Source organism: Burkholderia sp. Nafp2/4-1b, from assembly GCF_003635165.1.
In the GTDB taxonomy this organism is placed as follows: Bacteria; Pseudomonadota; Gammaproteobacteria; order Burkholderiales; family Burkholderiaceae; genus Burkholderia.
Window position 1 is genome coordinate 1 of sequence record NZ_ML058605.1, and the last position, 24,619, is coordinate 24,619.

Genomic DNA, 24,619 nt, shown 5'->3' on the forward strand with positions numbered 1-24,619 from the left:
GTGCATCGGCGGCGGGATGGGTGTCGCGCTCGCGGTCGAACGCGACTGAGCAGCGTCTGAGGATCGTGTACGCGTGCGGCGCCGGCCTGCGCCGCACACGCGCGAAGCACGCTTCGCGCGGGGCAGGCTCCAACAACAAGCATGATGTCCCGATGTGCTCGGCGTCCGCATAGCGGGCGCCAGCGCATCGCAGCGGTGGGGCCGGCGGCATGTGCGATGTCGCCGCTTCGCATCATTGATCAAATTATTTACCGGTGAATAATAGGATGACTAAGCGAATTGCAGTTGTGACGGGCGGGATGGGCGGTCTGGGCGAAGCGATCAGCATCCGGTTGAACGATGCGGGTTACCAGGTCGTCGTCACGTATTCGCCGAACAATACCGGCGCCGATCGCTGGCTGACCGAGATGCATGCGGCCGGCCGCGAATTCCACGCGTATCCGGTCGACGTGGCCGATTACGATTCGTGCCAGCAATGCATCGAGAAGATCGTCCGGGACGTCGGCCCGGTCGACATCCTGGTGAACAACGCGGGCATCACGCGCGACATGACGCTGCGCAAGCTCGACAAGGTCAACTGGGATGCGGTGATCCGCACGAACCTCGATTCCGTGTTCAACATGACGAAGCCGGTAGCCGAAGGCATGGTCGAGCGCGGCTTTGGACGCATCGTCAACATCGCGTCGGTCAACGGCTCGAAGGGCTCGGTCGGCCAGACCAACTACGCGGCCGCGAAGGCCGGCATGCACGGCTTCACGAAATCGCTCGCGCTCGAAGTCGCGCGCAAGGGCGTGACGGTGAACACGGTGTCGCCGGGCTATCTCGCGACGAAGATGGTGACGGCGATTCCGCAGGACATCCTCGATACGAAGATCCTTCCGCAGATTCCGGCGGGACGGCTCGGTCAACCCGAGGAAGTCGCGGCGCTGGTCGCGTATCTGTGCTCGGAGGAGGCCGGCTTCGTGACGGGCTCCAACATCGCGATCAACGGCGGCCAGCACATGCACTGACGCGCGGCGGCCCGGACGGCGTTCGCGCGTGCGTCCGGGCCGTGCTCCCGCGGTATCCAGCGCCGGGGCAGCGTGCATGCGCGCGGTGACGGAGCACGGACGCAGCAGGTTCGCCGCGCAGGCGGCAGGCCTCATGCGCCCGCGCGCCGGCTACCGTGTCGCCGCACGCACGCCGCACCGGCCTCACATTCCGGAGGAGGCATGGGTGACACCTGGATGGGACTCGCGATCGGCGGCTCGGCACTGACCGTCGCGCTGACGATGGCGATCGCGCTTCACTGGCTCGAGCGGCGCCGCGCGCGGCTGCTGCGAAACTTCGATCATCGCGATTGCTGGCTGGTCGCGTACGGCAGGTGCTTCGCGCGCCGGCCGGCGCGCCGCACGCGCAGCCGCGCGCGATGACGGTGGCGGTGCGGCACCGGCGCGTTCGCGCGTCGTGCCGCATCCCGCGCATGCAATCCGCGGCGTGCGGGACGGCCGCACTCAATCGCTGCTTTTCTCCGAGCTTTCGCTCGAACCATTCTTGTGGAAGATCCGCTTTGTCGTGCGCTTGGTGGCATCCCAGCCCTCGCGCGACGCGTGCGCGATGCCGTGCCCGACCGTCTTCGCGGCGCTCGCGGTCGCATGGCCGAAGCTGCGCGCGGCCTCGCCCGTCTTGTGCGCGGCTGCCTTCGAATCGCGCTTGATGTCCTGCTTCACTTCGGACATGTCCGCATGCGCGATCGGGCTGATCAGCGCAACAACGAACGCGGTACAAATGAACTGACGTGCTTTCACGGCCTGATTTCCTTGAGGCAAATTCATCGAGGGCCCGCGCGGCCCGCAGCCGGCGGAACGAGTGTGCCGGCCGCCGATGCATCGAGCATCACCGCGGCGCGGCCGCTGAGCAGCACGCGCTCGCCGCAGCGCAGCGCGAAGCCGTACAGCACGGAGCGATCGTCGCCGCCGATCCGTTCGGCATCGACGGTGAGCGGCAGCTCGAACGTGTCGAGCCGGTCGACGAACGCGTCGACGTTGCGCACGCTCGCAAGATAGCCGGCGCGCGGTCGAGCAGGGGGCGTCGGCGCCGGTTGCGTATCAAGCAGCGCACCGAGCAACGCGCCATGCACGGCCATCGCCTGCGCCGCATATTCGATCCCGCAGACCGACGCGAGCCGGCCGCGCGAGCGCAGCGGGTTGTGCGGATCGCGGTGGCTCGTCGCGCTGCAGCGGATGCGCACGGCGTCCCAGGCTTCGACGCGATCGAGCACGCACATCGCGCCGTCGTGCGGAATGTGCGCGGCGATCCATGCTCGATCGAGCGTCGGAGTCTGCGTCGGTGTCGGCGGCAACACGAGCGTCTTCATTGCGCGTGCCCCGGGCCGGCATCCGACGGCGCGATATCGACCTGCACACGCGCGTCTTCCAGATAGTCGAGCACGACACGCGTCGCGCGCCGGGCGGCGAGCGCGTCGAGCAGCGGCAACGCCCGCGCGGCTGGATTGCCGGTGCGCAGCGCGTCGAGTTCCGGGTTCGAAAGCGTCGTCGCGGGCGCGTCGGTGAGTTGCACGTCGATGCGCGCGAGCGTGCGTTCGCTCGCGTCGGGTGCGAACACGAGCGCGACGCCGAACGCGTCGACGATCGGCCGCACCGCGCGCAGCGGCTCCGGATAGTCGGTGTCGTACGCGATCAACAGGCTCGGCACGCGATCGACCGCGACCTGGCACAGGCTCTCGAGCAGCCCCGCAGCGAAGCTGCCGTCGTGCGCGCACAGCACGTTCGACGTGGCCATCGCGCGGGTCGCGATGCTCCAGTAGCCGGCCGGCGCGTTGTGCACGGAATTGTGGAAGCGCGTGGGCGACAGCTGGCGATCGTCGCCGGCGAGCGTCTCGCAGATCGCGTGACAGTTCTGGCCGTCGCCGCCGGACGCGCTGAACACCGTCGCGAGCGTCGCGGCATCGCGCCCGCTCGCGGCCGCCGCTGCGAGGCCGACCGCGAGCGCGACGCGCACGACGGGGCCGGTGCGGCGGCGCTCGGCCGGCGGCAGGCCGGTGGGCGGCGGCAGCACGGTGCGTGCGCTCGCATAGGGCGCGCGGCCCGCGAGCACGTCGGCCGCGTGCGGCCAGTCGTTCAGTCCCGGCCCGACGAGGCCGACGCTTTCGATGAAGGCGCTGAGTGTCATGCCGGCTCCCGGCGGTTCGCATGCTCGGCGCGGCCGAGGATCAGGCTGCAATTCGTGCCGCCGAAGCCGAACGAATTGGACAGCACCGCACGCACGCGCGCATCGCGGCTCGCGAGCACGTAGTCGGCGGCCAGCGCCGGATCGGGTTGCGTCGTGTTGACGCCGGCCGGCACGAACTGCTCGCGCAGCGCGAGCGCGGCGACGACCGCTTCGAGTGCGCCGGCAGCGCCGAGCGTGTGCCCGGTCGCACCCTTCGTCGAGCTGCACGGCGTGCGCGCGAGCAACGCGCCCACTGCGCGGCTTTCGGCGGCATCGTTGCTGGGCGTCGCGGTGCCGTGCAGGTTCACGTAGTCGATGTCGGTTGCGGCGAGGCCGGCCATCGCGAGCGCCTGCTCGATCGCGAGGCGTGCGCCGAGCCCCTCCGGATGCGGTGACGACATGTGATGCGCATCGCTCGATTCGCCGATGCCGAGCAGCAGGATTGCGTCGTCGTCGAGCGCGGCGGGCGCATCCGGCATGCGTTCGAGCAGCGCGAATGCCGCCGCTTCGCCGATCGAGATGCCGTCGCGCGCGACGTCGAACGGCCGGCACGGCTGGCGCGACAGCAGTTCGAGCGAATTGAAGCCGTACAGCGTCGTCAGGCACAACGAATCGACGCCGCCGACGACGGCCGCATCGATCAGCCCGGCCTCGATCATCCGGCGCGCGGAGCCGAACACCTTCGCGCCGGACGAGCAGGCGGACGAGATCGCCATCGCCGGCCCGCGCAGCGCGAAATACGCGCGCACGAACGCAGCCGGCGAATACGGGTTGTGCGTGTGCGCGTAGCGGAACCCGGCGGGCAGCGCGCCGCTTGCCGGATCGCGCTGCTCGTACGCGCGTTCGGTCTCCAGGATGCCGGACGTGCTGGTGCCGACGAACACGCCGACGCGCGCGGCGCCGTAGCGCGACACGGCCGCCGCGACGCGCGCGTCGAAACCGTCCTGCATGAGGCCGAGTTGCGCGAGGCGGTTGTTGCGGCACTCGAAGTCGGCGAGCTCCGCGCGCACGGGCTGCGCATCGACACCGTCGACGGCACCGATCCAGGTGTCGAGATCGGCGCGTTCGAAGTCGCACGGCGTGAGCCCGCCGCGCGCGTCGCGCAGCGCGTCGAGCGTCGCGTCGAGGCCGCGGCCGATGCAGCTGGTGGCGGTGAAGTGCGAGAGCAGGAGAGGTTTCACGAGGGTCGTATCCGGTGGCCGGAACGGGCGCCGCAGCGGGGCTGGCGGGCGCGCCGGACGTGGTCAGATTTTATCAAACGGCGGTGCCGGGAGGCCCGGCTCGCCGGGCGGTTCGAACGGCTCGGGCGCGAGCGCGGCGCGCAGCGTGGTCCACTGCAACTGCGCGTCGGCGGCCGCGCGCAGCAGCGCCGGCAGTACCTCGAGCACGACCGGTTCGTCGCGCGCGTCGCGTGCCGCGTGGCCGTCGTGTACGAGCAGGATGTCGCGCGCGGCGAGGCCGTTCAGCAGGCGGCGTGTGACGGTGCGCGCATCGTGCGCACGGGTGTCGAAGCCGCGCCGCGTCCAGCTCGCGAGTTGCAGGCCCAGCTCGCACAGCACCGGCTCGAGAAACGGATTGCGCAGCCCGGCCGGCGCGCGGAAGAAGCGCGGGCGCGTGCCGGCGAGCTCGGTCAGCGTCTGCTGCGCGGCCGCGATTTCGCGCCGCAGCGCGGCCGGCCCGGACAGCGAAAACGTATGCCGGTGCCGCTGGCTGTGATTCTCGACCGCATGCCCGCGTGCGACGATCGCCTCGATCCAGCGCGGATGACGGCGTGCGAGATCGCCGATGCAGAAGAACGTCGCGCGCGCGTCGTGGCGATCGAGCAGGTCGAGCACGCGCGGCGTCACGTCGGGGTCGGGGCCGTCGTCGATGGTCAGCGCGATCCGGCGGCCGGCGTCGGCCGGCAGGCGCGTCCAGTTCGGCCCGAGCAGCGCGCTGCGCGGCCACAGGCCGGCGGCCGTCAGCGCGAGATGCGACGCGACCACGCCACCGGCGGCCCACGGCCACGCGGCTGGCTGCGCGACGACGGCCGCGAGCGCGCCCGCGTGCAGCGCGGCCGTGCCCGCGATCAGCGGCGTCGGTTTCCAGCGGCGCGCGTCGCCGGGCTGGCGCGGCGGAACGGACGACGGTGCGTTCATGCGCGACCTCCTGTCGGATCACGATGCGCATTATTCGCGGGCGCGGCTGCGGCCGCACCACGCGGCGCGAGAATCGCCGCGAACGCGAGCGCGAGCATCGCGCCGGGGCCGACGGTCAGCCCGAAGGTTTCGAGCAGCGGCACGCGCGACAGCGCGAGCAGCCCGAAGCCGGCGACCGTCGCGAGATTCGCGATCAGCAGCGACACGAGCGTGTACGGCGTGACCGGCTGCGCGTCGTCGCGCTTGCAGAAGAACAGCGCGTAGTTCGAGCCGACCGCGACGATCAGCAGCATCCCGACGAGGTGCAGGATCGTCAGCTGCACGCCGGCCAGCGCGAAGCCGGCCGTCACCACCAGCACGGCCGCGACGAGCGGTGCGAGCGCGCGCACGACCCGGCGCGGCGAGCGCAGTGCGATCAGCAGCAGCACGGCGATCGCCGCGAATCCCGCAAGCGACAGCCGGATGTCTTCGTGCACGTAGTTCACGTACAGGCGGTCGGCTTCGGCCTTCATGTCGACGAACAGCGCGTCGGGCACGCCGGCGCGCGCGACGGCCGCGCGGATCGGCTCGGCATCGAGCGCCGGCGTTGCCGCCGACGCGGTGCGTGCGGCGTTCGGCGCGCGCAGCGGCAGCATCGCGCTCCAGCGGCCCGCGCGTTCGGTCAGCAACGCATCGACCGCGAGCGCCATCGACGTGCCGCGCAGGTCCGCGCGCGTGAGCAGCGGTGCGTGGCGCGCGGCTTCGACATCGGCGATGAACGGTGCGAACAGCTCGGGCCTGACCGCGATCGACTGGTTCGCGACGGCCTCGCGCATTCGCGCGGCGAGCGCGTCCGCACTCGGCAGGCTCGCCTGGCGCGCGCGTTGTGCAGCGTCGCTCGGCAGGTAGCGCGCGGGACTTTCGAAGCCCGCGAGCGCGCCGCGCTCGACGAGCGGCTGCAACTGCGCGGCGACTTTCTCCGCGCGTTCGAGCGCGGCCTGTTCGGTCGGCGCGGAAATCACGACGAGGTAGCGCACGTCCGGTGCGCCGACATCGGCGCGCAGGCGCGCATCGAGGGCCTGCGCGCGGGCGGGAACGGGGCTCAGTGCGGCGAGCTCGCGGCTCCACAGGCCGTCGCGATGCAGCGCGAGCGTCGCGCATGCGGCGAGCACGAGCACGGCGAGCGGCCAGCGCAACCGCGGCGCCGCAGCGGCCGCCCGTGCGAGCACCGCGCCGACGCGCGACACGTCGCGAATCGCGACGTGCTCGCCGCGCAGGTGCGGCAGCACGAAGCGCGTGATGAGCGCGGCGGCCGTCAGCCCGGCGATCGAGTACAGCCCGAGCTGAACGAGGCCCGGAAAGCCGGAGAACAGCATCGACGCGAAACCGCACACGGACGTCAGCACGCCGAGCCGGATCGTCGGCCAGTAGGCCGCAACCCATGCACGCGTTGCGTCGGCGGGCCGCATGCCGCCGCGCGAGCCGGCCTGCGCCGATTGCACGAACAGATAGATCGAATAGTCGACGGCCTCGCCGATCAGCGTCGTGCCGAAACCGAGCGTCAGCCCGTGAACCGTGCCGAACGCGACGCTGACCGCCGCGATTCCGGCCGCGATGCCGGTGAGTACCGGCAGCAATCCGAGCGCGAGCGTGCGCGGCGAGCGGTACAGCGTCAGCAGCAGCGCGACGATCAGCACGACGCTCGCGGTCGACAGCCGCTCGACGTCGTGCCGGATCGTGTCGCGCGAGTCGACCGAGAACACGCCGGGGCCGGTCATCGCGAGCGTGTACGCGGCCGGGTTCGGCAGCGTGCGCGTCGCAGCGGAAAACGCGCGGCGCACCGCGTCGATCGCGCGTGCCTGCGCGTCGGTGTCGGAGCCGGCCGCGGCCGTCTGGACGACGAGGACCGCGCGCGCGCCGTCGCGCGACGCCCATACGCCGTCGCGCATCGCGGGCTGCGTACCGCTGTCGAGCTGATCGACGAGCGCCGTCACTTCGCCGGTCGGGTCGCGCGGCAGCATCGCCTTCGCGACGAGCCCCGCCGACGAGCTCAGCAGGTCGAGGCTGTCGCCGAGCGCCTGGTGCAGGCCGTCCGCGCTGAAGCGCCGCGGCGTGACGGCCGGGCTCAGCAGGTAGCGATGGTCGAACACGAACTGCTGGTCGCGCGCGTCGTTCACGGCTTCGCCGTTGTTGATCGCCGAGAATTGCGGATCGGCGCGCAGCGTGCCGGCGACGCGCTTCGACAGTGCGGCCCGCGTCGTTGCATCGCCGCCGTCGATCGCGACGAGGATCAGCCGCGACACGATGCCGTCGCGCAGTTGATCGACGAGCACGCGCTGCCCGGCGCTCGGCGCGCGCGGCAGGAACGCGGACAGGTCGGCCGTGAAGTTCGCGCGCGCAACCGCGATCCCGCATGCGACGAGCGCGAGCAGCCACACGAGCACGGCGCGCTGCCGCCACGCGGGCAGGTGGCGCGTGGCGGCGGCGGGCGGCCGGGTAGGTTGGTCCATCAGTTCGCCGGGACGGGTTGCAGGCGCATCAGCGAATGGTCGCCGTCGGCCTGCCGGATCGCGACGCTGCGCAACACGTCGCGCGTGCCGTCGAGCGTGATCGTGCTGACGACCTTCAGCATCCGCGAGTCGAGCGGCGTGAGCGTCAGGGTCCAGTCGTCGCCGCGCCCGGCGAGCGCGACCTTGTAGACCTGCTCGAGCGCGTAGCGGTTGCCGGCGAGCGTCGCACGGATGCTGTCGATGAACGCGCCGAGTTCCGGATAGCGCGCGAGCGCGAGCGTGTACTTGCGGTTGTTGCGCTCGACGGTGAGCATGTCGCCGTCGACGACCAGGTGTTCGGGCTTCGGGCTCAGCGTGTGCTTCTCGAGATGGTCGGGTGCGACGAACACGAGCTCGCCCGACGATTCGACCGGTTGCGTGGCGATCGACAGCGTCTTCGTCTCGGTGAACGTCGCGCGCCCGGACTTGTGCTGCGCGAGCGTCGACATCAGCCGGTCGAGGGTCCACGCCGAAGCGGTGTCGGCCGCGTGCGCGGGCAGCGCGAGCGCGACGGCGGCCGTGACGGCCAACAGGCGCGCGGCGCGGCGCGGCGCAAGTGCGCGCCGAAGCGTCGGCGGGAACGGCAACAGGAAGCGGCGAATGGCGGTCATGCGTCGGAATCTCTCACGGCGGACAGGTCGGCGCACGCGTGCGCCGCGTCGCGGTGCGTGGCGGCCTCGCCGGTCTGCCAGAAATCGAAATAGTTGAACCAGTTGTACGGTGCCGCGCGACAGTATCGGTCGACCAGCGCGACGTAACGCTTGAGCGCCGCATCGACGGCCGCCGCGCGCGTGTCGCGGCGCACGTCGGAGAAGTCGGCGAGCGTCTCGAAGTGCACATCGTAGCGGTTGCCGTCGCGATAGAGGCCCGTCATGAACAGCACCGGACGCCGCAGCATCGCGGCCATGTACAGCGGCCCGAGCGGGAACGCGGCCGGCGCGCCGAGCAGCGGCAGCCGCCGCAGCGACGCGGCCGCGTCGTCGAGCAGCGTGCGGTCGGCGAGCATCCCGACCATGCAGTTCGCGTCGAGGCGCTCGCGCACCTTCAGCATCGAGTCGACCTGCCCGAGCGGAATCACTTCCGGCTTCGCGGCGGGATTCACCGCGGCGAGCGTCGCGTTGATCTTGCGCGCGTTCTCTTCGAACATCGTGACGACGACGCGCAGGTCCGGACGCGTGCGGCCGATTGCGCGGACGACTTCGAAGCTGCCGAGATGCGCGCCCATCAGGAACACGCCGCGCCCGCCGGCGAGCGCGTCGTCGACGCGCGTCTCGCCGTGCAGCCGGATGTCGAACAGGTCGAAGCGGCCGTTCATCAGGTAGAGGCGGTCGTGGATCGTCGCGGCGAACGTGAACACGTGCCGGTACACGTCGCGCCAGCGCGCGGGACGGCCGAGCACGCGGCGCAGGTAGTCGCGCGACGCCGCGCATGCGACCGGCGAGAACAGCACGAAATAGATCGCAATGGCATGCAGCACGACGCGCGACGGCCGCCGGCCGAACCGCAGCGAGATCCAGGTCATCGCGCGCAGCAACCCCGCGTTGCTGCGTTCCTGGCGCTCGGCCCACGCAGTCCGCTTCATGGCTGCGCGCCGTCCTGCGCGGCAGGCGGCGCGGACAGCACGCCGGTCGCGACGTCGCGCGCGCCGGCGCGCAGCGTGAAGCGGATCGCACCGCCTGCCGCCGCATCGAACGCGAGGTCGAGCGGTTCGCCGGGCGCGACCGGGCTCAGGAATTTCGCGGACGCGAGCCGCCACGTATCGAGCGGGCGCTTCAGCGACGCACCGAGCGCGGCGATCGCATGATCGAGCAGTACGACGCCCGGCACGATCGGATGACCGGGGAAATGGCCGGGCAGCGCCGGATGATCGGCCGGAATCGTGAACGCGAGCGGCGCGTCGGGCGCGGTGTGCTCGCGCGCGTCGGCCGCCGCGGCGCGCGTGTGACGTGCCACCAGCGCGGCGAGCACGTCGCGCGGCAGCTTGCCGGTTTCGTTGCGCGGCAACGCGTCGACGAACACGAGCGGACGCGGCATGAACGCCGGATCGATCCGCTCGCGCAGCGCGCGCTGCAGGTCGGCCGCGGCGAGCGTCGGCGCGACCACCAGCGCGACGAGGCGCGTGACCGGCTCGCGGGTCGCGTCGGCATCGGCCGCCGCCGCTTCGTCCGGCATGAAGAACACGCCGTCGACGACGTCGGCAATCGCGTTCAGCTGATGGTTCAGATACGCGAGCGACGTGCGCTTGCCGGCGATGTTGACGAGGTCCGCCTTGCGGCCGTGCAGCAGGAACCGGCCGTCGCCGAGCAGTTCCAGTGCATCGCCCATCGGCACGGGCGCTTCGACGTGCCCGCCCGACACCCATACGGTCGGACCGCTGTCGTCGTTCGCGGCTTCGTGGTCCGCTGCGTGATCGACGTCATCGGCGTCGCGCGCGTCGAGCCGGATCCCCGGGAACAACTGCCACGCTGCGCCTTGCGACGTGCGGCGCGTGGCGATCTGGCCGGTCTCGGTGCTGCCGTAGATCTCGACGAGCGGTGCGTCGAGCGCGGCCTCGGCTTCGCATGCGAGCTTTTCCGACAGCGGCGCGGTGGCCGACAGCACGAGCGCGGCCGGCGGCAGCGCATGGCCGGCCGACAGCAGCGCGCGCAGGTGGATCGGCGACGTGACGAGCACGCGCGGCTGCGGGATCGCGTCGAGTTCGTCGCGAATGTCGACCGGGTAGAACGGCTGGCGGTTGCCGAACGCGAGGCCGCCGATCAGCGCGAGCAGCACCGTCGATTCGAAGCCGTACATGTGCTGCGCGGGCACGGTGCCGATCAGCGTCGCCGCGCGGCCGTCGAGCAGGCCGAGCCGCTCGGCCGCCGCGCGCACGCAGCCGACCAGGAAGCCCCAGGTCTTGCGGTGCGGCACCGGTGCTCCGGTCGAGCCGGACGTGAACACGTACGCCATGATCCGCGCTGCGTCGATTTGCGGCACGACGCACGGTGCATCGTCGCCGCGGCCGGCTGGTGCGGCCGGTTCAGCGGAGGCCGCGTCCGGATACGCGAAGCGCGGCAGGTCGATCGTGCAGTCCTGCGTGTCGTGCAGGCAGAACGCGTCCGGCGCGAACGTCGCGAGCTGGCGCACCATTTCCGGCGTGTGCGTCGACGGCAGCAGGCTGATCTTGCCGGCGACGAGCGCCGCGCACAGGCTGACCGCGAAGCGGTAGCGGTCGCGGCACACGTTGAACACGTGGCCGCCGGCGGGCAGCAACGCCGCGACGCGCGCGACGTCGGCGACGAACGTGCGCACGGTGACGGGCGTGCCGTCGCGCCAGGCGATCGTCTGGTCCGGCGAGGAGTGGAATACCAGCGGGTGAGTCGGCATAAATCGTTCAAGGCGGAAGGCAAGCGCCGGCGCGGCCGCGATGCGGCGCCGCGCCGGCCATGAATTCATCGTGACGGCTGCGTCGATGCGCGATACGCGCGCACCGCGTCGACCATCCGCGGCCGTGCGTCGTGCGGCAGCGCGAAGCGCCGGCACGCATGTTCGGCGGCGAACATCACGGCGACGAGCGGCAGCGACAGGTAGTTCGCGAACGTGGACCACGTGACGATCGGCGCGGTCGCGAACAACAGCGTCGACACGGCGGCGGTCGCGACGAAGAACAGCGTCCACGCGAGCGTGATTTGCCGCGTGTAGCGCGCGACGGCCGGCGAGATCGTGCCGTGGATCACCGTCGCGAAGCGCGTGCACAACGGCACCTGGCCGGCCGCGAGGGTGCGGCCAAACAGCAGCGCCATCGCGAGGTTGAAGCTCGCATGCTCGAGATACAGGCCCCATTCGAAATGACGCGCGAGCGGAATGCGCGCGGCCCACAGCGCGACGGCCGCGAGCAGCCACGCCGGCACGAGCCATGCACGCCGCGGCGAGCGCAGCGCCGCGCCGAGCGCGAGCAGCAGCGGCGGCACGAGCGCCATCGCGAGGCCGAAGCCGTGCGCGCCGGGCGTCGCGGCCGCGTAGTGCGCGCCAATCTGGTACGCGGCCACCGCAGCGACCGCGCCGGCTCCGCGCGCGATGCCGAGCGGCGAGTTCATCGCGGCGCTCCGGGTGCGGGGCGCCGCTGCGGCCGCGGGCGCTGATGCGGGCACGCGAGGCCGCCGACTGTCGCGGCACGGCGGCAAACGCGCGGACAAACCATAGCGGGACGAATGGACGGAAGCGGCATGGCTGCTGAAAACATCGGGCGAATCGTAGGCCGGACGCGGGGGTCAAGCCGTCAAACATCATATGAATGGTGACCGGGACGCAGTTCCGGCCGGCTGTCGTGCACGCACATTTTAGGGCCCCGACGCGACGGTTCGAGGCGGGCGCGATCGGGTTTTGTAACCGAATGTATGGCAGCGCACCGACGCTTTCGTCGCGGCGATTCATTTCCATCCGAAGCGGCTCAAGCGTCTGGTGCGTTCCGGTCCCGAAACCGGCTGCGGCGGGGGCCCTTCAGTCTGTAACCATTCACGGTATACGCACCGATACCCATCGTCTAGAATCCGCGTAACTTTTACAAATGATCCCCAATAACGCAGGCGGGGACGCCGGCAGACGCCGGAGGGACGGAGATTCGCTCGCGCGTCGCACCCGCCGGGCGTGCACGACAGTGACCGTTTCCGCGCGCCTTCCGCTGCCGTGGGCCGCCTGCCCGCAAGCATGATGAACGCACTCGAACAAGAGCTCGCCACGCTGATCATCGGCGAACTGAATCTCGAAGACGTCCCGCTCGACACGGTGACGGCCGGGACCCCGCTCTATGGCGAGGGCTTCGGGCTCGACTCCATCGACATCCTGGAAATCGCGCTGCTGATCTCGAAGAAGTACGGCTTCGAGCTGCGCTCGGACAATCCGGACAACCAGAAGATCTTCGCGACGCTCGGCGCGCTTGCCGAATACGTCGCCGCGCATCGCACGAAGTGACGGCGCGCATGCGAGTGCGATGCGTCGCGTCGCGTCGCATCGCGTAGAAGAGGAAGGCACGTGGCGGCGGTCGCTGGACGATACGCCGCCGCGTCGATCGAGGTGAAACGCGATGAACGGAGCAATTCGATGCGGGCGCTCGTAACGGGCGGCAGCGGCGCACTCGGGCAGGCGATCTGCACGATGCTCGCGCAGGCCGGCCACGAAGTCTGGGTGCACGCGAACCGGAATCTCGCGCAGGCCGACGCGGTCGCGCAGCAGATCGTCGCGGCCGGCGGCACCGCGCATGCGATCGCGTTCGACGTGACCGATGCGGACGCGACGCGCGCCGCGCTCGCGCCGTTCATCGACGACGCGCCGGTGCAGATCCTCGTCAACAACGCAGGCATTCACGACGACGCGCCGATGGCCGGCATGTCGCGCCAGCAATGGCACAGCGTGATCGACGTGACGCTCAACGGCTTTTTCAACGTCACGCAGCCGCTGTTGCTGCCGATGATCCGCACGCGGCGCGGACGGATCGTCAACATCGCATCGGTCGCCGGCGTGACCGGCAACCGCGGGCAGGTCAACTACGCGGCCGCGAAGGCGGGGCTGATCGGCGCGACGAAGTCGCTGTCGCTCGAACTCGCGTCGCGCGGCATCACCGTGAACGCGGTCGCGCCGGGCATCATCGAATCGCCGATGGCCGAGCACGCGTTTCCCGCGGAACGGATCAAGCAGCTCGTGCCGGCGCAACGCGCGGGCCGGCCCGACGAAGTCGCGGCGATGGTCGCGTATCTGGTATCCGATGCGGCCGCCTATGTGACGGGACAGGTGCTGTCCGTCAACGGCGGGCTCGCATGACGACGACGCGCGCTGCGTCGGCTTGACGCGCAGCGACCACGTGGCTCCCGTGCCGCGAGGCCGCGCAGCATAGTGAGGAAATCGAAGTGTCAGTGCATTCAGTCGACGCCGAACGGCGCGCGTGTTCCCGGTCGTCCGCTACGAGCGCGGTCGCGCACGCACCCATCGACGCCGAACCCGCCGCGGAGCGCGGCAACCATGCGTTGCGACTCGTCCGGATCGATCGCGCGCGGCTGGCGGCGCGGCTGCACGATGCGCAACGCCGCGGCGACGCATTCGACCACGTGTTTCCCGGCGCACTGGGTGCGGTGTGCATCGGCGCGGCCGCTTCGTCGGACGATTCCACGGACGGTTCAACAGACGATTCGCCCGCGGATGCGATCGCGCGGATGCTGGCCGGCGCCGCGCCCGAGCTGCCCATCGCTCCGGTGCAGATGGCGCTGCTCGACGCGGGCAGCCACGCCCACGCAGGCGCGGTCTGCGAGATCTGGCAGTGCGACGCGCGCGATCTGCGCAGCGAACGGCGCGGTGCGCTGCAGTACCGCTACAGCGAAAGGGCCGGGCTCGTGTTCGGCAGCATCGTCGTGCAGGAAGCGGAAGCGCAACAGGCGGCCGATGCGGATCGCGACGGCGGCACGCCGCTCGAACGGGCGACCTACGATGCGTACCGCGCGCTGTTCGACGTGCTCGATACGCTCGGCACGCCGCATCCGCTGCGGATCTGGAACACCGTGCCGGCGATCAACTCGCAGCAGTTCGGGATCGAGCGCTATCGTCAGTTCAATATCGGCAGGCAGCGTGCATTCGACGCGTGCCGCCGCGCGCTGACGGGCGGCGTGCCGGCCGCGTGTGCGCTCGGTTCCGTCGTGCCGGTCGCGGGCGACATGCCGCCGGCCGCGCCGCTCGCGATCCATTTCATCGCGAGCCGCACGCCGGCCGATCCGGTCGAGAATCCGCGCCAGGTCAGCGCGTATCACTACCCGGCCGAGTACGGCCCGCGGGCGCCGACGTTCGCGCGCGCGGCCGCATGGCGCGACGGCGCTGCCGATGAGGCGGCGCTGCTGTTCGTGTCGGGCACCGCCAGCATCGTCGGGCACCGCACCGTGCATCGCGGCGACGTCGTCGCGCAAACGCGCGAGACGATCGCGAACCTGCAAGCCGTGCTCGAACAGGCCGCGCGGCAGGCGCACGGCCCGTTCACGCTCGCGGACCTGAGTTATCGCGTCTACGTGCGCGACGCGGGCGACGCCGCGGCGCTCGCCGCGATCGAGCGCGTGCTGCGCGAGGCGGCCGGCTCCGACGTGCGGTCGCTGTTTGTCCACGCGGACGTGTGCCGCGACGATCTGCTGGTCGAGATCGACGCGAGCGCCGGCCATCCGCTGGAGCAACTGTCGTGAAGCGCACGGGCCTGTCGCTGCGCGAACCGTCGCCGCGTGCGGGCGAGGCCGACGAAGCCTGTCGGCGGTCGCCGGCAGGTCATAAACTTTTGTCAGGATCATCGTCTTCGCAATCGGCCGTTCCCATGTCCAAGCTGCACGCCTCGTCCACCCATCTCGTGCTGATTCCGAGCTACAACCCGGGCGCCAAGGTCGACACGACCGTGCGCAATGCCCGTGCGCAGTGGAATCCGGTGTGGGTCGTCGTCGACGGCAGCACCGACGGCAGTGCCGAGCGGCTGCAGGCGATGGCCGACCGCGACCCGGGGCTGCGCGTGATCGTGCTGCCGGAGAACCGCGGCAAGGGCGCGGCGGTGCTCGCTGGGCTCGACGCGGCGACCGCGGCCGGCTTCACGCACGTGCTGACGATGGATTCCGACGGCCAGCATCCGGCCAACCTGATTCCCGAATTCATGGCCGTGTCCCAGGCGACGCCGGACGCGATGGTGCTGGGCCTGCCGAAGTTCGACGCGAGCGCGCCGCAGCTGCGCGTGCAGGGCCGGCGGCTGTCGAACGGATGGGCCGACCTCGAGACGCTGTGGGCCGGGATCGGCGATTCGCTGTACGGCTTTCGCGTGTATCCGATCGCGCCGCTCGCGGCGATCATGCACCGGCAGCCGTGGATGCGCGGCTTCGACTTCGATCCGGAAGCCGCCGTGCGGCTGTGCTGGGCCGGCGTGCAGCCGTTGCGCATCGAAGCGCCGGTGCGCTACTTCGGCGCGCACGAAGGCGGCGTGTCGCATTTCCACTATGGCCGCGACAACGCGTTGCTCGCATGGATGCACCTGCGGCTTTTCGCCGGTTTCGTGGTGCGGCTGCCGATGCTGGTCGCGCGACGCCTCACGCGCCGGTCGCGTTCCACGTTCAGCCGAGCGCCCGGTCACGGCGATTGATTGCACTTACTGAATCAATCGTGTGAATCGTTTCGCGGCCTGTTCCGGGCTGACGAGTAATCGACCTGTCATACGATGTAAACATCTGGTAATTTTCTGCCGGATTATGCAAAATCTCCGCTCCCAAATACTAACTACCGAGGGATCCGGGATGCATATCAAGAAAGCGGCGGCAGCGTGTGGCATGGCGTTCCTGTTGAGCGCATGCGGCGGCGTGCAGAGTCTCGACGCGAACAGCCTGACGTCGGCGGGGACCAACCTGTTCAAGGCAGCGACGCTGTCGGACAGCGACATCGCGGCACTGTCGAACGACTCGTGCAAGGCGAGCGACGCCGAATCGAAGATCGCCGCGCCGAACAGCGCATACGCGAAGCGCCTGACGAAGGTGATGAAGGGCTTCGGCGACATGACGCTGAACGGCCAGAAGATCAACTCCAAGGTCTACCTGACCAAGGACGTCAACGCGTGGGCGATGGGCAACGGCTGCGTGCGCGTGTACAGCGGCCTGATGGACATGATGAACGACGACGAGCTGCGCGGCGTGATCGGCCATGAGATGGGCCACGTCGCACTCGGTCACTCGAAGAAGGCGATGCAGACCGCCTACGCGGTGAGCGCGGCGCGTACCGCGGCCGGCGCGGCATCGCCGGGCGTCGCGGCACTGACGAGCTCGCAGCTCGGCGACATCACCGAGAAGTTCATCAACGCGCAGTTCTCGCAGACGCAGGAAAGCGCGGCCGACGACTACTCGTTCGACCTGATGAAGCAGAAGAGCATGAGCCAGAAGGGCCTCGTCACCGCGTTCCAGAAGCTTGCGCAGCTCGATGGCGGCAAGAGCTCGATGATGAGCTCGCACCCGTCGTCGGCGAGCCGTGCGCAGCACATCCAGGATCGCATCGCGAAGGGCAGCTGATCGCCGTTCGCGGCGCCTGGGTGATCCGGTGCCCGCGATGACGATGTCCAGGTAGAAACCCCCACGCTCTTGCGGGCGTGGGGGTTTCGTTTTCCAGCGGCCCGGAAAGCGGCCGCACCGCTTTGCTTATGGCACCATCCCCGGCAGCACATAGGCCTGCACGAGCGTGATCACGCCGACGATCACCGCGAACAGCAGGCTGTGGCGCACCGTGAAACGGAACAGTTCCGACTCGTTGCCGACGAGGCCCGTCGCCGCGCACGCGACCGCGATCGACTGCGGCGAGATCATCTTCGCGGTCACGCCGCCCGTGGTATTGGCGGCGACCGCGAGCGTCTCGGGCACGCCGAGCTGGTGCGCGGTCGCCTGCTGCAGCGAGCAGAAGAGGGCGTTCGACGACGTGTCCGAGCCGGTCAGGAACACGCCGAGCCAGCCGAGGAACGGCGAAAAGAACGGGAACGCGGCACCGCTCGCGGCCAGCATCAACGCGAGCGTCGACGACATCCCCGAGTAATTCGCGACGAACGCGAACGCCAGCACGAGACCGATCGACAGGATCGGGCGCGTGAGCTCCTTCAGCGTCTCGCCGAACGTGACCAGCGCGTCGCGCGGCTTCATCCGCAACAGCGCCATCGAGATCAGCGCGGTCACGAGGATCGCGCTTCCCACCGCCGACACGAGGTCGATCTTCAGCACGGCTTCGAGTGCCTTCGGCGTCGCGGCGATCGGCGCGGTCTTCACGACGAGCTGATCGAGCCCGGCCACGTGGAACTTCAGGACCGTCGACGCGAGCGCGCCGTGCGCGGCGAACAGCGCCTTGAACGGCGCGATGCTCCACACGGTGACCACGGCCGTCAGGATCAGGAACGGCGACCACGCGCGCACGGTCTGCGCGAGCGTGTACGGCGACGCCTGGCGGCGCGTGCCCGAACCGTTGCCGCCGGCGCCGAACCCGGCGAGCGCCGCACCGCCGCCCGATGCGACGATGCCGCCGGTCGCCTGCTTCGCGCTGCTCGGCTGCCAGACCTTCAGGAACGCGGCGAGCGACACGAGGCTGACGAGCGACGACGTGATGTCCGGCAGTTCGGGCCCGATGTGGTTCGACGTGAAGTACTGCGTGACCGCGAAGCTGCCGCCCGCGACGAGCGCGGCCTGCCACGTCTGCCGCACGCCGCGCAGCCCGTCCATCATGAACACGAGCCAGAACGGCACCGCGAGCGACAGCAGCGGCAGCTGGCGGCCGGCCATCGCGCCGATGTGGAACGCGTCGATGCCCGTCACCTGTCCGGCGACGATGATCGGAATGCCCATCGCGCCGAACGCGACCGGCGCGGTGTTTGCGATCAGACACAGTCCGGCCGCGTGCAGCGGCTTGAAGCCGAGGCCGACCAGCAGCGCGGCCGTGATCGCGACGGGCGCGCCGAAGCCGGCCGCGCCTTCCAGGAACGCGCCGAACGAGAAGCCGATCAGCAGCATCTGCAGCCGCTGGTCGTCGGTGATCGACAGCACCGATGCGCGAATGATGTCGAACTGGCCGGTCTTTACGACGATCTTGTACAGGAACACCGCCGCGACGATGATCCACGCGATCGGCCACAGGCCGTACGCGAAGCCGAAGCCGGCGGCCGCGAGCGCCTGCGGCACGGGCATCCCGTACGCGAGGATCGCGACGCCGAGCGCCAGCAGCAGCGTGATCGCGGCGGCGACGTGCCCCTTCATCCGCAGCGCGGCGAGCGCGACGAAAAAGAAGATGATCGGAATTGCGGCGACGAACGCCGACAGCCCGAGGCTGCCGAGCGGCGTGTAGATCTGATGCCAAACCTGCATGGTTGTCTCCTCCATGGATTTCTATCGGGACGGGTTTTGAAAGCGGATGGTCTATTCGGGCTGGCCGCGTGCGCGCAGCAGGTCGGACAGGCTGCGCGGCGCCGGCTCGAGCGGCGTGCGGTGCCGGGTCCAGCCCAGCTGCTTCGCGGGCGTCAGCGCGCGCAGCCGCGTCGCGGCCCAGCGGAACGCGCGGTACGCACGCGGATGCGCGAACGCGCCCGACCAGAAGCGCCACACGACGTCTTCCGCGCGGCTGTAGTTCGCGCCCTGGCCGCGCAGCCGATGCGCGACGGGTTCGTCGGGCTTGCGGTTCGCCTCGGTGCGCAGCCGCACGAGCAGCTGCGGAATCGGAATCCGGACCGGACACACTTCGCCGCAGGCGCCGCACAGCGTCGACGCGGTCGGCAGGTCGGCCGTCGCGTCGAGGCCGAGCAGGTGCGGCGAGATGATCTTGCCGATCGGCCCCGGGTAGGTCGTCCCGTATGCGTGACCGCCGATCCGCGTATAGACGGGGCAGTGGTTCATGCACGCGCCGCAGCGGATGCATTGCAGCGTCGCGCGCAGCTGTTCGTCCGCGTACGCCTGCGTGCGGCCGTTGTCGAGCAGCACGAGATGCAGCTCGCGCGGGCCGTCGCGCTCGCCGTCGCGGCGCGGGCCCGAGATCAGGTTGAAGTAGGTTGTGATCGCCTGGCCGGTGGCCGAACGCGTGAGCAGGCTCGACAGCGGCACGATGTGCTCGAGCTTCTCGACGACCTTCTCGATGCCCATGATCGCGACATGCGTATCGGGCACGGTGGTCGACAGCCGGCCGTTGCCCTCGTTCTCGACGAGCCACAGCGTGCCCGTGTCGGCAGCCGCGAAGTTCACGCCGGACAGGCCGATGTCCGCTTCCGCGAACGCGCGGCGCAGCGCGTGCCGGCCGGTCTGGATGAGTTCGTCGACGTCCTCCGTGTAGCGCGTGCCGGGGATGTGTTGCTCGAACAGCTCGGCGATGTCGCCGCGCGTCTTGTGGATCGCCGGCATCACGATGTGCGACGGCTTCTCGCCCGCGAGCTGCACGATGAACTCGCCCATGTCGGACTCGATGCAGTCGACACCGCGCTCCGCGAGGTAATGGTTCAGCTCGATTTCCTCGCTCGCCATCGACTTGCCCTTGATCACGCGGCGCGCGTTCCTTGCCTGCGCGATGCCGAGCACGATGGCATTGGCGTCGGCGGCCGTCTCGGCCCAGTGCACGTGTACGCCGGCCGCGGTCAGCTTCGCCTCCAGCCGCTCGAGCAGCGCGGGTAGTTGCGCGAGCGCGTGCTGCCGCACGGCTTCGCCGAGATCGCGCAGCTGTTGAAGCTCCGTGTCGTCGGGGAACTGGGTCGCGCGCTTGTCCTGCAGGAAGTCCATCGCGCCACGGAAGCTGCGGCGCAGCGCGGGATCGTCGAGCGCGGCGCGCGCACGGGCCTTGAAGTCGCCGGGGGCGACGAATTGCAGCGGTTGGTCGCTCATCGCGGCAGGTCCTCGCAGGCGGTTGCGTTCGGTTCGTCGGCCGGTTCGGTGACGATCACGACCCACAGGTTGCGCGGGCCGTGGGCGCCGTACGCCAGCGTCTGCTGGATATCGGAGGTTTTCGACGGGCCTGACACCAGCACGACGTTGGTCGGCATGCCGGCGTGCCAGCGCTCCGCGTGCACGGCCGCGTGAAGGTCCGCGTGCAGCGTGCTCGCATGCACGAGCGCGATGTGCAGCGGCGGCACCAGCGACACGGTGCGCGGCGTGCCGGGATCGGGCGCGAGCACCACGGTGCCGGTGGCCGCGATGCCCGAGCGCGCGACGGTGAAACCGGCATCGATCGTGTCGAAGAGTTCGGTTTTCCACGTGTCGATCGGCCGGTCGAACGGCACCGGCGCGACGGAGTCGGGCAGTGCTTGCACGAGGGCCGCGGATTCGGCCCGCGTCGGGTCGAGCAGCAGGCGGCGCACGCCGGCGTCGGCCAGACGCGCGGCAAGCTGCGCGGGCCACGCGTCGGCGCTCGCGCACCAGACGTCGGCATGCGATGCGGCGAGCGCGGCCTGCATTTTCTCCGCGAGCACGCAACGATCGAGGGCGTCTTGCGCGCGCCGGGCCGCGTAATGCGTGTCGATGCGCGCATCGAGCGCGGGCGCGGCATGCGTGGCGACACCGGGCGCGGCGGCGCGCAGGCGCGCGAGGATTGCGGCGCGCGCGCTCATTGCGAATCTCCGCGCAGCGAGCCGGCACCGGAGGTGCGACGCCACAGGAAGCTCGCGAGATGCTCGACGGGCAGTGCCGCGCCGGCCTGTGCCGCCGCGTGGCCGATATTCAGCAGACAGCCGCAGTCGGCCGACACGAGCCGGTCGCAGCCCGTTGCGCAGGCCGACGCGACCTTGTCGCGGACCATCGCACCCGAGATGTCGGGGTGCTTCAGCGAGAACGTGCCGCCGAAGCCGCAGCATTCCGATTCGCGTTCGTGTTCGACTCGCGTGACGCCCGGCAGTGCGTCGACCAGCGCGACGCCGTGCACGCGGGTGCCCATCTCGCGACGGGCCGCGCACGACGTGTGCAGCACCACGCGCTCGTCCGGGCCGGCGTTCGCGGCAATGCCGTCGAGCCGCACGTCGAGCACGTTCACGAGGAATTCGGTGAGTTCGTAGGTGCGCTCCGCGATCGCGCGGGCCTTCGGGCCGTGCACCGGATCGTCAGCGAACAGCGCCGGCCAGTGGTGCCGGATCATGCCCGCGCACGAACCTGACGGCACGATCACGGGCCACGCGTCGGCGAACAGGTCGAGCTGCGCGGCCGCGACGCGGCGCGCTTCGTCGGGATTGCCGCTGCTGTAGGCCGGCTGCCCGCAGCAGCTCTGGCCGCGCGGATAGTGGACGGTCAGCCCTTCGCGTTCGAGCAGGCGCACCGCGTCGAGCCCGGCTTCGGGGACGAACAGGTCGACCAGGCAGGTCGCGAACAGATACACGTGCGCGGGGGCGACAGCGGGGTAGTGCCTTTCGTTCATGTCTCGCTCCAGGGACGACGGCCCGGCATGCGAATGCGGGACGACGATTTCGCTGCATAATTCCCGCGTTGGCACCGCAGCTCAAATTGGTTGGGCCAATCGGCACCACGGGCATTCGGATGGAGACACGACGATGGCGGCGATGACGGCACGGGGCCGGACGGAATCGGTGATGCGCAAGATCGAGACGGCGCTGCTCGACGGCACCTGGCCGGCCGGCGCGCGGCTGCCGGCCGAGCGCGTGCTCGCGCAGCAGTACGGCGTGGCGCGCAACACGGTGCGCGAGGCGACCCAGCGGCTCGTTGCGCGCGGGCTGCTGCAGAGCCGGCGCGGCGCGGGCGTGTACGTGACCGACCAGTTGCGCGCGGGCATCGCGTCGCCGTGGGGTCAGCTGGTCGCCGACCACCCGGCGCTGCGCGACGACATTCTCGAATTCCGCCGCGTGCTCGAAGGCGCGACCGCGTATTTCGCCGCGCTGCGCGCCAACGCGATCGACCGGCGCCGGATCCGCACGCTGCTGCGCGAGCTCGAAACCGCGCATGCGAACGACGACGCGGCCGTCGAGGCGTCGACCGACGCGAAGCTGCACGAGGCGATCGCGCTCGCGTCGCACAACACGATGTTCCTGCACCTGCATACGAGCGTGATCGGGATGCTGCGCGAGCACATCTCGATCAACGTCGCCGGGATGACGACGTGCGACGAGCAGGCGTCCGAGCTGCTGTTGCAGCAGCACCGGGTGGTCTGCGACGCGATCTGCGCGCAGCGGCCCGAGGAGGCGCGCACCGCGATGCAGACCCATATCGACTACGTGCGCAGCCATTTCGAGCGAAGCGGCAACGCACCGTGAGATTGGTTGGGCCAGCGCCGCCACCGGCCCGGCGGCCGTTCGCACACCGCGGGCCCTGGTCCGCTGCCTGGGGGCCGTCACCCGCTGCCCGGCGCCCGCACCGGCCACCGGCCGCCCGTCGGCTGTCGGCTGTCGCCCGTCGCCCGCCACCCGCCGCCCCGAGCAACGGCTGCGCGTCGCCGCATGCGCGGCCCCGCGCGATTGACCTGGCCATCGGGCGCCCACTAGAATCGGCCGGAACCGCCCGTCAGCCGCGCGCCGCGGCGATTACGTGCCCATTGATGATCCGACTGTCGAGGAAGCTTCCGTGCTCACGTCCTTGATCCGGCGCGCGCCGGCCGCGCTGTCGTGGCGTGCCGCCTGCCGCCCGGCCCGCGCGCTGATCGTCTGCGCGCTGCTGCCGCTCGTCGCATGCGCGACGCATCCGCCCGCCACCTCGCTCGATCGCCCCGTCTCCCACGCGTTGTCGGCCGATACCGCGACGCCGCTGCGCGATGCGCTGGCCGGGCCGGAAGCCGCGCATCCGGGGCAGTCGGGCTTCCGGCTGCTGGCCGACGGCGCCACCGCGTTGCAGATGCGCATCGCGCTCGCCCGTGCCGCGACGAAGACGCTCGACATGCAGTACTACATCGCGACCGAGGACACGACCGGCAAGCTGCTGCTCGCCGCGGCGCTGTACGCGGCCGATCGCGGCGTGCGCGTGCGGATGCTGGTCGACGACCTGAACTTCCACGATATCGACCGCGTGATGGCCGCGCTGAATACGCACCAGAGCATCGAGATCCGCGTGTTCAACCCGTTCGGCGCGTCGCAGCGCGGCATGGTCGAGCGCACGACCAACTTCTTCACGAGCATCGACAGCTTCACGCGCCGGATGCACAACAAGGCGATGATCGCGGACAACCAGCTCGCGATCGTCGGCGGCCGCAATCTTGGCGACGAATACTTCAGTGCGAGCCCGACGCTGCAGTTTCGCGATCTCGACGTGCTCGCGGCCGGCCCCGTGACCCACGACATCTCCAAGAGCTTCGATGACTACTGGGCGAGCGCGAGCAGCTATCCGCTGCGCGCGCTGAATCATCAGACCTTCGCGCCGAAGGATCTCGACGCGATGCGCGACGAGCTGCGCGAGCACTGGCGCAAGAACGCCGACCCGTACAACGCGAAACCGCTGAACGCGACGCCGCTGGCACGGCAGATCACGCGCGACGAACTCGAGCTCGTATGGGCGCCGGCCGAATTCAAGGTCGATGCGCCGGACAAGGTCGCGCGGCCGACGGGCACTTACGTGAGCCCGCCGATGCAGCGCCTGGCCGACCTGACGCGCGGCGCGCGCAAGGAGTTCCTCGCGTTTTCGCCGTACTTCGTGCCGCACGATGCCGGCGTGAAGGTCCTCGGCGATACGGCCGCGCGCGGCGTGCGCGTCGCGATCGTGACGAATTCGCTCGCGGCGACCGACGCGGTTGCGGTGCAGGCCGGCTATGCGCCGTATCGCGTGCCGTTGCTGCAGCGCGGCGTCGAGCTGTACGAGTTCAAGTCGCAACCCGACCAGGCGCCACCGCGGCTGTTCGGTTCCCGCTCGCGCGCGAGCCTGCATGCGAAGGCGTACGTGATCGACCGGCAAATCCTGGTGATCGGCTCGCTGAACCTCGACCCGCGCTCCGCGAACCTGAACACCGAACTCGCGCTCGTGATCCACAGCCCGGTGCTCGCACAGCAGGCCGCGGCGATCTTCGCGCGCGTCACGCAGCCAGACGAAAGCTATCGGGTGACGCTCGCCAAGCAGGCGGACGGCAGCCCGCCCGCGCTCGAATGGACGAGTGCCGACGGCGGTCAGACCACCACCTACCACGTCGACCCGCATGCCGGGCTGCTGCGCAACGTGATGACGGGCATTTTCACGCTGCTGCCGGTCGACGATCAGTTGTAAGGGCGGGAACGTCTCAGGCCAAACCTGCGATACCGGTGCGCGAGGAAAGGTGATATGGTTGTGTGCGCAACGATATTCGTAT

Annotated in this window: 23 protein-coding genes; 9 read left to right on the plus strand and 14 right to left on the minus strand. The window is 70.3% G+C overall.

Features of this window, described 5'->3' with window-relative positions; genetic code table 11:
• Positions 1 to 266: 266 nt before the first annotated feature.
• Positions 267 to 1,010: an acetoacetyl-CoA reductase gene (phbB, locus tag C7H84_RS14040; protein ID WP_121859352.1), complete on the plus strand. Its 744-nt coding sequence runs from the start codon at positions 267 to 269 to the stop codon at positions 1,008 to 1,010.
• 201 nt (positions 1,011 to 1,211) lie between these two features.
• On the plus strand, positions 1,212 to 1,412 hold the full coding sequence (locus tag C7H84_RS14045; protein WP_121859353.1) for a hypothetical protein: 201 nt from the start codon (positions 1,212 to 1,214) through the stop codon (positions 1,410 to 1,412).
• A gap of 81 nt (positions 1,413 to 1,493) precedes the next feature.
• Here the strand turns inward: C7H84_RS14045 and C7H84_RS14050 are convergent, their stop codons facing one another.
• From C7H84_RS14050 to C7H84_RS14095, 10 genes are all read right to left on the minus strand, one after another.
• Positions 1,494 to 1,814 carry a hypothetical protein gene (locus C7H84_RS14050; RefSeq protein WP_121859354.1) on the minus strand — a complete coding sequence of 107 codons (321 nt, stop codon included), beginning with the start codon at positions 1,812 to 1,814 and terminating at the stop codon, positions 1,494 to 1,496.
• Positions 1,811 to 2,356 carry a hotdog family protein gene (locus C7H84_RS14055; RefSeq protein ID WP_121859355.1) on the minus strand — a complete coding sequence of 182 codons (546 nt, stop codon included), beginning with the start codon at positions 2,354 to 2,356 and terminating at the stop codon, positions 1,811 to 1,813. The genes C7H84_RS14050 and C7H84_RS14055 overlap by 4 nt, the downstream gene beginning before the upstream one ends.
• The gene (locus C7H84_RS14060) at positions 2,353 to 3,171 is read right to left on the minus strand and encodes a beta-ketoacyl synthase chain length factor (protein WP_121859356.1); all 819 of its coding nucleotides are present in this window, start codon (positions 3,169 to 3,171) and stop codon (positions 2,353 to 2,355) included. Before C7H84_RS14060 ends, C7H84_RS14055 begins: the two co-directional genes overlap by 4 nt.
• A complete protein-coding gene (locus C7H84_RS14065; protein WP_121859357.1) occupies positions 3,168 to 4,391 on the minus strand; it encodes a beta-ketoacyl-[acyl-carrier-protein] synthase family protein in 1,224 nt (407 codons plus the stop codon). Before C7H84_RS14065 ends, C7H84_RS14060 begins: the two co-directional genes overlap by 4 nt.
• A gap of 63 nt (positions 4,392 to 4,454) precedes the next feature.
• Entirely contained in the window at positions 4,455 to 5,348 is an 894-nt protein-coding gene (locus tag C7H84_RS14070; RefSeq protein WP_121859358.1) for a polysaccharide deacetylase family protein, read from the minus strand.
• On the minus strand, positions 5,345 to 7,837 hold the full coding sequence (locus C7H84_RS14075; RefSeq protein ID WP_121859359.1) for an MMPL family transporter: 2,493 nt from the start codon (positions 7,835 to 7,837) through the stop codon (positions 5,345 to 5,347). Before C7H84_RS14075 ends, C7H84_RS14070 begins: the two co-directional genes overlap by 4 nt.
• Positions 7,837 to 8,487, minus strand: a complete 651-nt coding sequence (locus C7H84_RS14080) for an outer membrane lipoprotein carrier protein LolA (RefSeq protein ID WP_121859360.1) — start codon at positions 8,485 to 8,487, stop codon at positions 7,837 to 7,839. The genes C7H84_RS14075 and C7H84_RS14080 overlap by 1 nt, the downstream gene beginning before the upstream one ends.
• Positions 8,484 to 9,458: an acyl-CoA synthetase gene (locus C7H84_RS14085; protein ID WP_121859361.1), complete on the minus strand. Its 975-nt coding sequence runs from the start codon at positions 9,456 to 9,458 to the stop codon at positions 8,484 to 8,486. Before C7H84_RS14085 ends, C7H84_RS14080 begins: the two co-directional genes overlap by 4 nt.
• Positions 9,455 to 11,242, minus strand: a complete 1,788-nt coding sequence (locus C7H84_RS14090) for an AMP-binding protein (RefSeq protein WP_121859362.1) — start codon at positions 11,240 to 11,242, stop codon at positions 9,455 to 9,457. The genes C7H84_RS14085 and C7H84_RS14090 overlap by 4 nt, the downstream gene beginning before the upstream one ends.
• Positions 11,243 to 11,307: 65 nt before the next feature.
• Positions 11,308 to 11,952, minus strand: coding sequence for a hypothetical protein (locus C7H84_RS14095; RefSeq protein WP_121859363.1), 645 nt, complete (start codon positions 11,950 to 11,952; stop codon positions 11,308 to 11,310).
• A gap of 589 nt (positions 11,953 to 12,541) precedes the next feature.
• On the opposite strand from C7H84_RS14095, the gene C7H84_RS14100 reads away from it, so the two are divergent.
• The 5 genes from C7H84_RS14100 (at position 12,542) to C7H84_RS14120 (ending at position 16,914) form a co-directional block, all read left to right on the plus strand.
• Positions 12,542 to 12,826, plus strand: a complete 285-nt coding sequence (locus C7H84_RS14100; RefSeq protein ID WP_121859364.1) for a phosphopantetheine-binding protein — start codon at positions 12,542 to 12,544, stop codon at positions 12,824 to 12,826.
• A gap of 129 nt (positions 12,827 to 12,955) precedes the next feature.
• Positions 12,956 to 13,672 carry a 3-oxoacyl-ACP reductase FabG gene (fabG, locus tag C7H84_RS14105; RefSeq protein ID WP_121859662.1) on the plus strand — a complete coding sequence of 239 codons (717 nt, stop codon included), beginning with the start codon at positions 12,956 to 12,958 and terminating at the stop codon, positions 13,670 to 13,672.
• A gap of 86 nt (positions 13,673 to 13,758) precedes the next feature.
• Positions 13,759 to 15,069, plus strand: a complete 1,311-nt coding sequence (locus C7H84_RS14110; protein WP_121859365.1) for an endoribonuclease L-PSP — start codon at positions 13,759 to 13,761, stop codon at positions 15,067 to 15,069.
• Positions 15,070 to 15,194: 125 nt separating this feature from the next.
• Positions 15,195 to 16,001, plus strand: coding sequence for a glycosyltransferase family 2 protein (locus C7H84_RS14115; RefSeq protein WP_121859366.1), 807 nt, complete (start codon positions 15,195 to 15,197; stop codon positions 15,999 to 16,001).
• Positions 16,002 to 16,152: 151 nt separating this feature from the next.
• A complete protein-coding gene (locus C7H84_RS14120; RefSeq protein WP_121859367.1) occupies positions 16,153 to 16,914 on the plus strand; it encodes a M48 family metalloprotease in 762 nt (253 codons plus the stop codon).
• Positions 16,915 to 17,040: 126 nt separating this feature from the next.
• Here C7H84_RS14120 and C7H84_RS14125 read toward each other — a convergent pair whose 3' ends face one another.
• From C7H84_RS14125 to C7H84_RS14140, 4 genes are read right to left on the minus strand one after another with little or no spacing between them, the layout of a single operon-like run.
• Positions 17,041 to 18,741, minus strand: coding sequence for a lactate permease LctP family transporter (locus C7H84_RS14125; RefSeq protein WP_121859368.1), 1,701 nt, complete (start codon positions 18,739 to 18,741; stop codon positions 17,041 to 17,043).
• Between the two features lie 51 nt (positions 18,742 to 18,792).
• Positions 18,793 to 20,238: a LutB/LldF family L-lactate oxidation iron-sulfur protein gene (locus C7H84_RS14130; RefSeq protein ID WP_121859369.1), complete on the minus strand. Its 1,446-nt coding sequence runs from the start codon at positions 20,236 to 20,238 to the stop codon at positions 18,793 to 18,795.
• A complete protein-coding gene (locus C7H84_RS14135) occupies positions 20,235 to 20,960 on the minus strand; it encodes a lactate utilization protein C (protein ID WP_121859370.1) in 726 nt (241 codons plus the stop codon). Before C7H84_RS14135 ends, C7H84_RS14130 begins: the two co-directional genes overlap by 4 nt.
• The gene (locus tag C7H84_RS14140; protein ID WP_121859371.1) at positions 20,957 to 21,757 is read right to left on the minus strand and encodes a (Fe-S)-binding protein; all 801 of its coding nucleotides are present in this window, start codon (positions 21,755 to 21,757) and stop codon (positions 20,957 to 20,959) included. Before C7H84_RS14140 ends, C7H84_RS14135 begins: the two co-directional genes overlap by 4 nt.
• Before the next feature lie 133 nt (positions 21,758 to 21,890).
• Between C7H84_RS14140 and C7H84_RS14145 the strand changes: the two genes are divergently transcribed.
• Positions 21,891 to 22,607 (plus strand): FadR/GntR family transcriptional regulator, encoded by a 717-nt coding sequence (locus C7H84_RS14145; RefSeq protein ID WP_121859372.1) that lies wholly within the window; start codon positions 21,891 to 21,893, stop codon positions 22,605 to 22,607.
• A gap of 307 nt (positions 22,608 to 22,914) precedes the next feature.
• Positions 22,915 to 24,537, plus strand: a complete 1,623-nt coding sequence (locus C7H84_RS14150) for a phospholipase D family protein (protein ID WP_121859373.1) — start codon at positions 22,915 to 22,917, stop codon at positions 24,535 to 24,537.
• Positions 24,538 to 24,619: the final 82 nt, after the last annotated feature.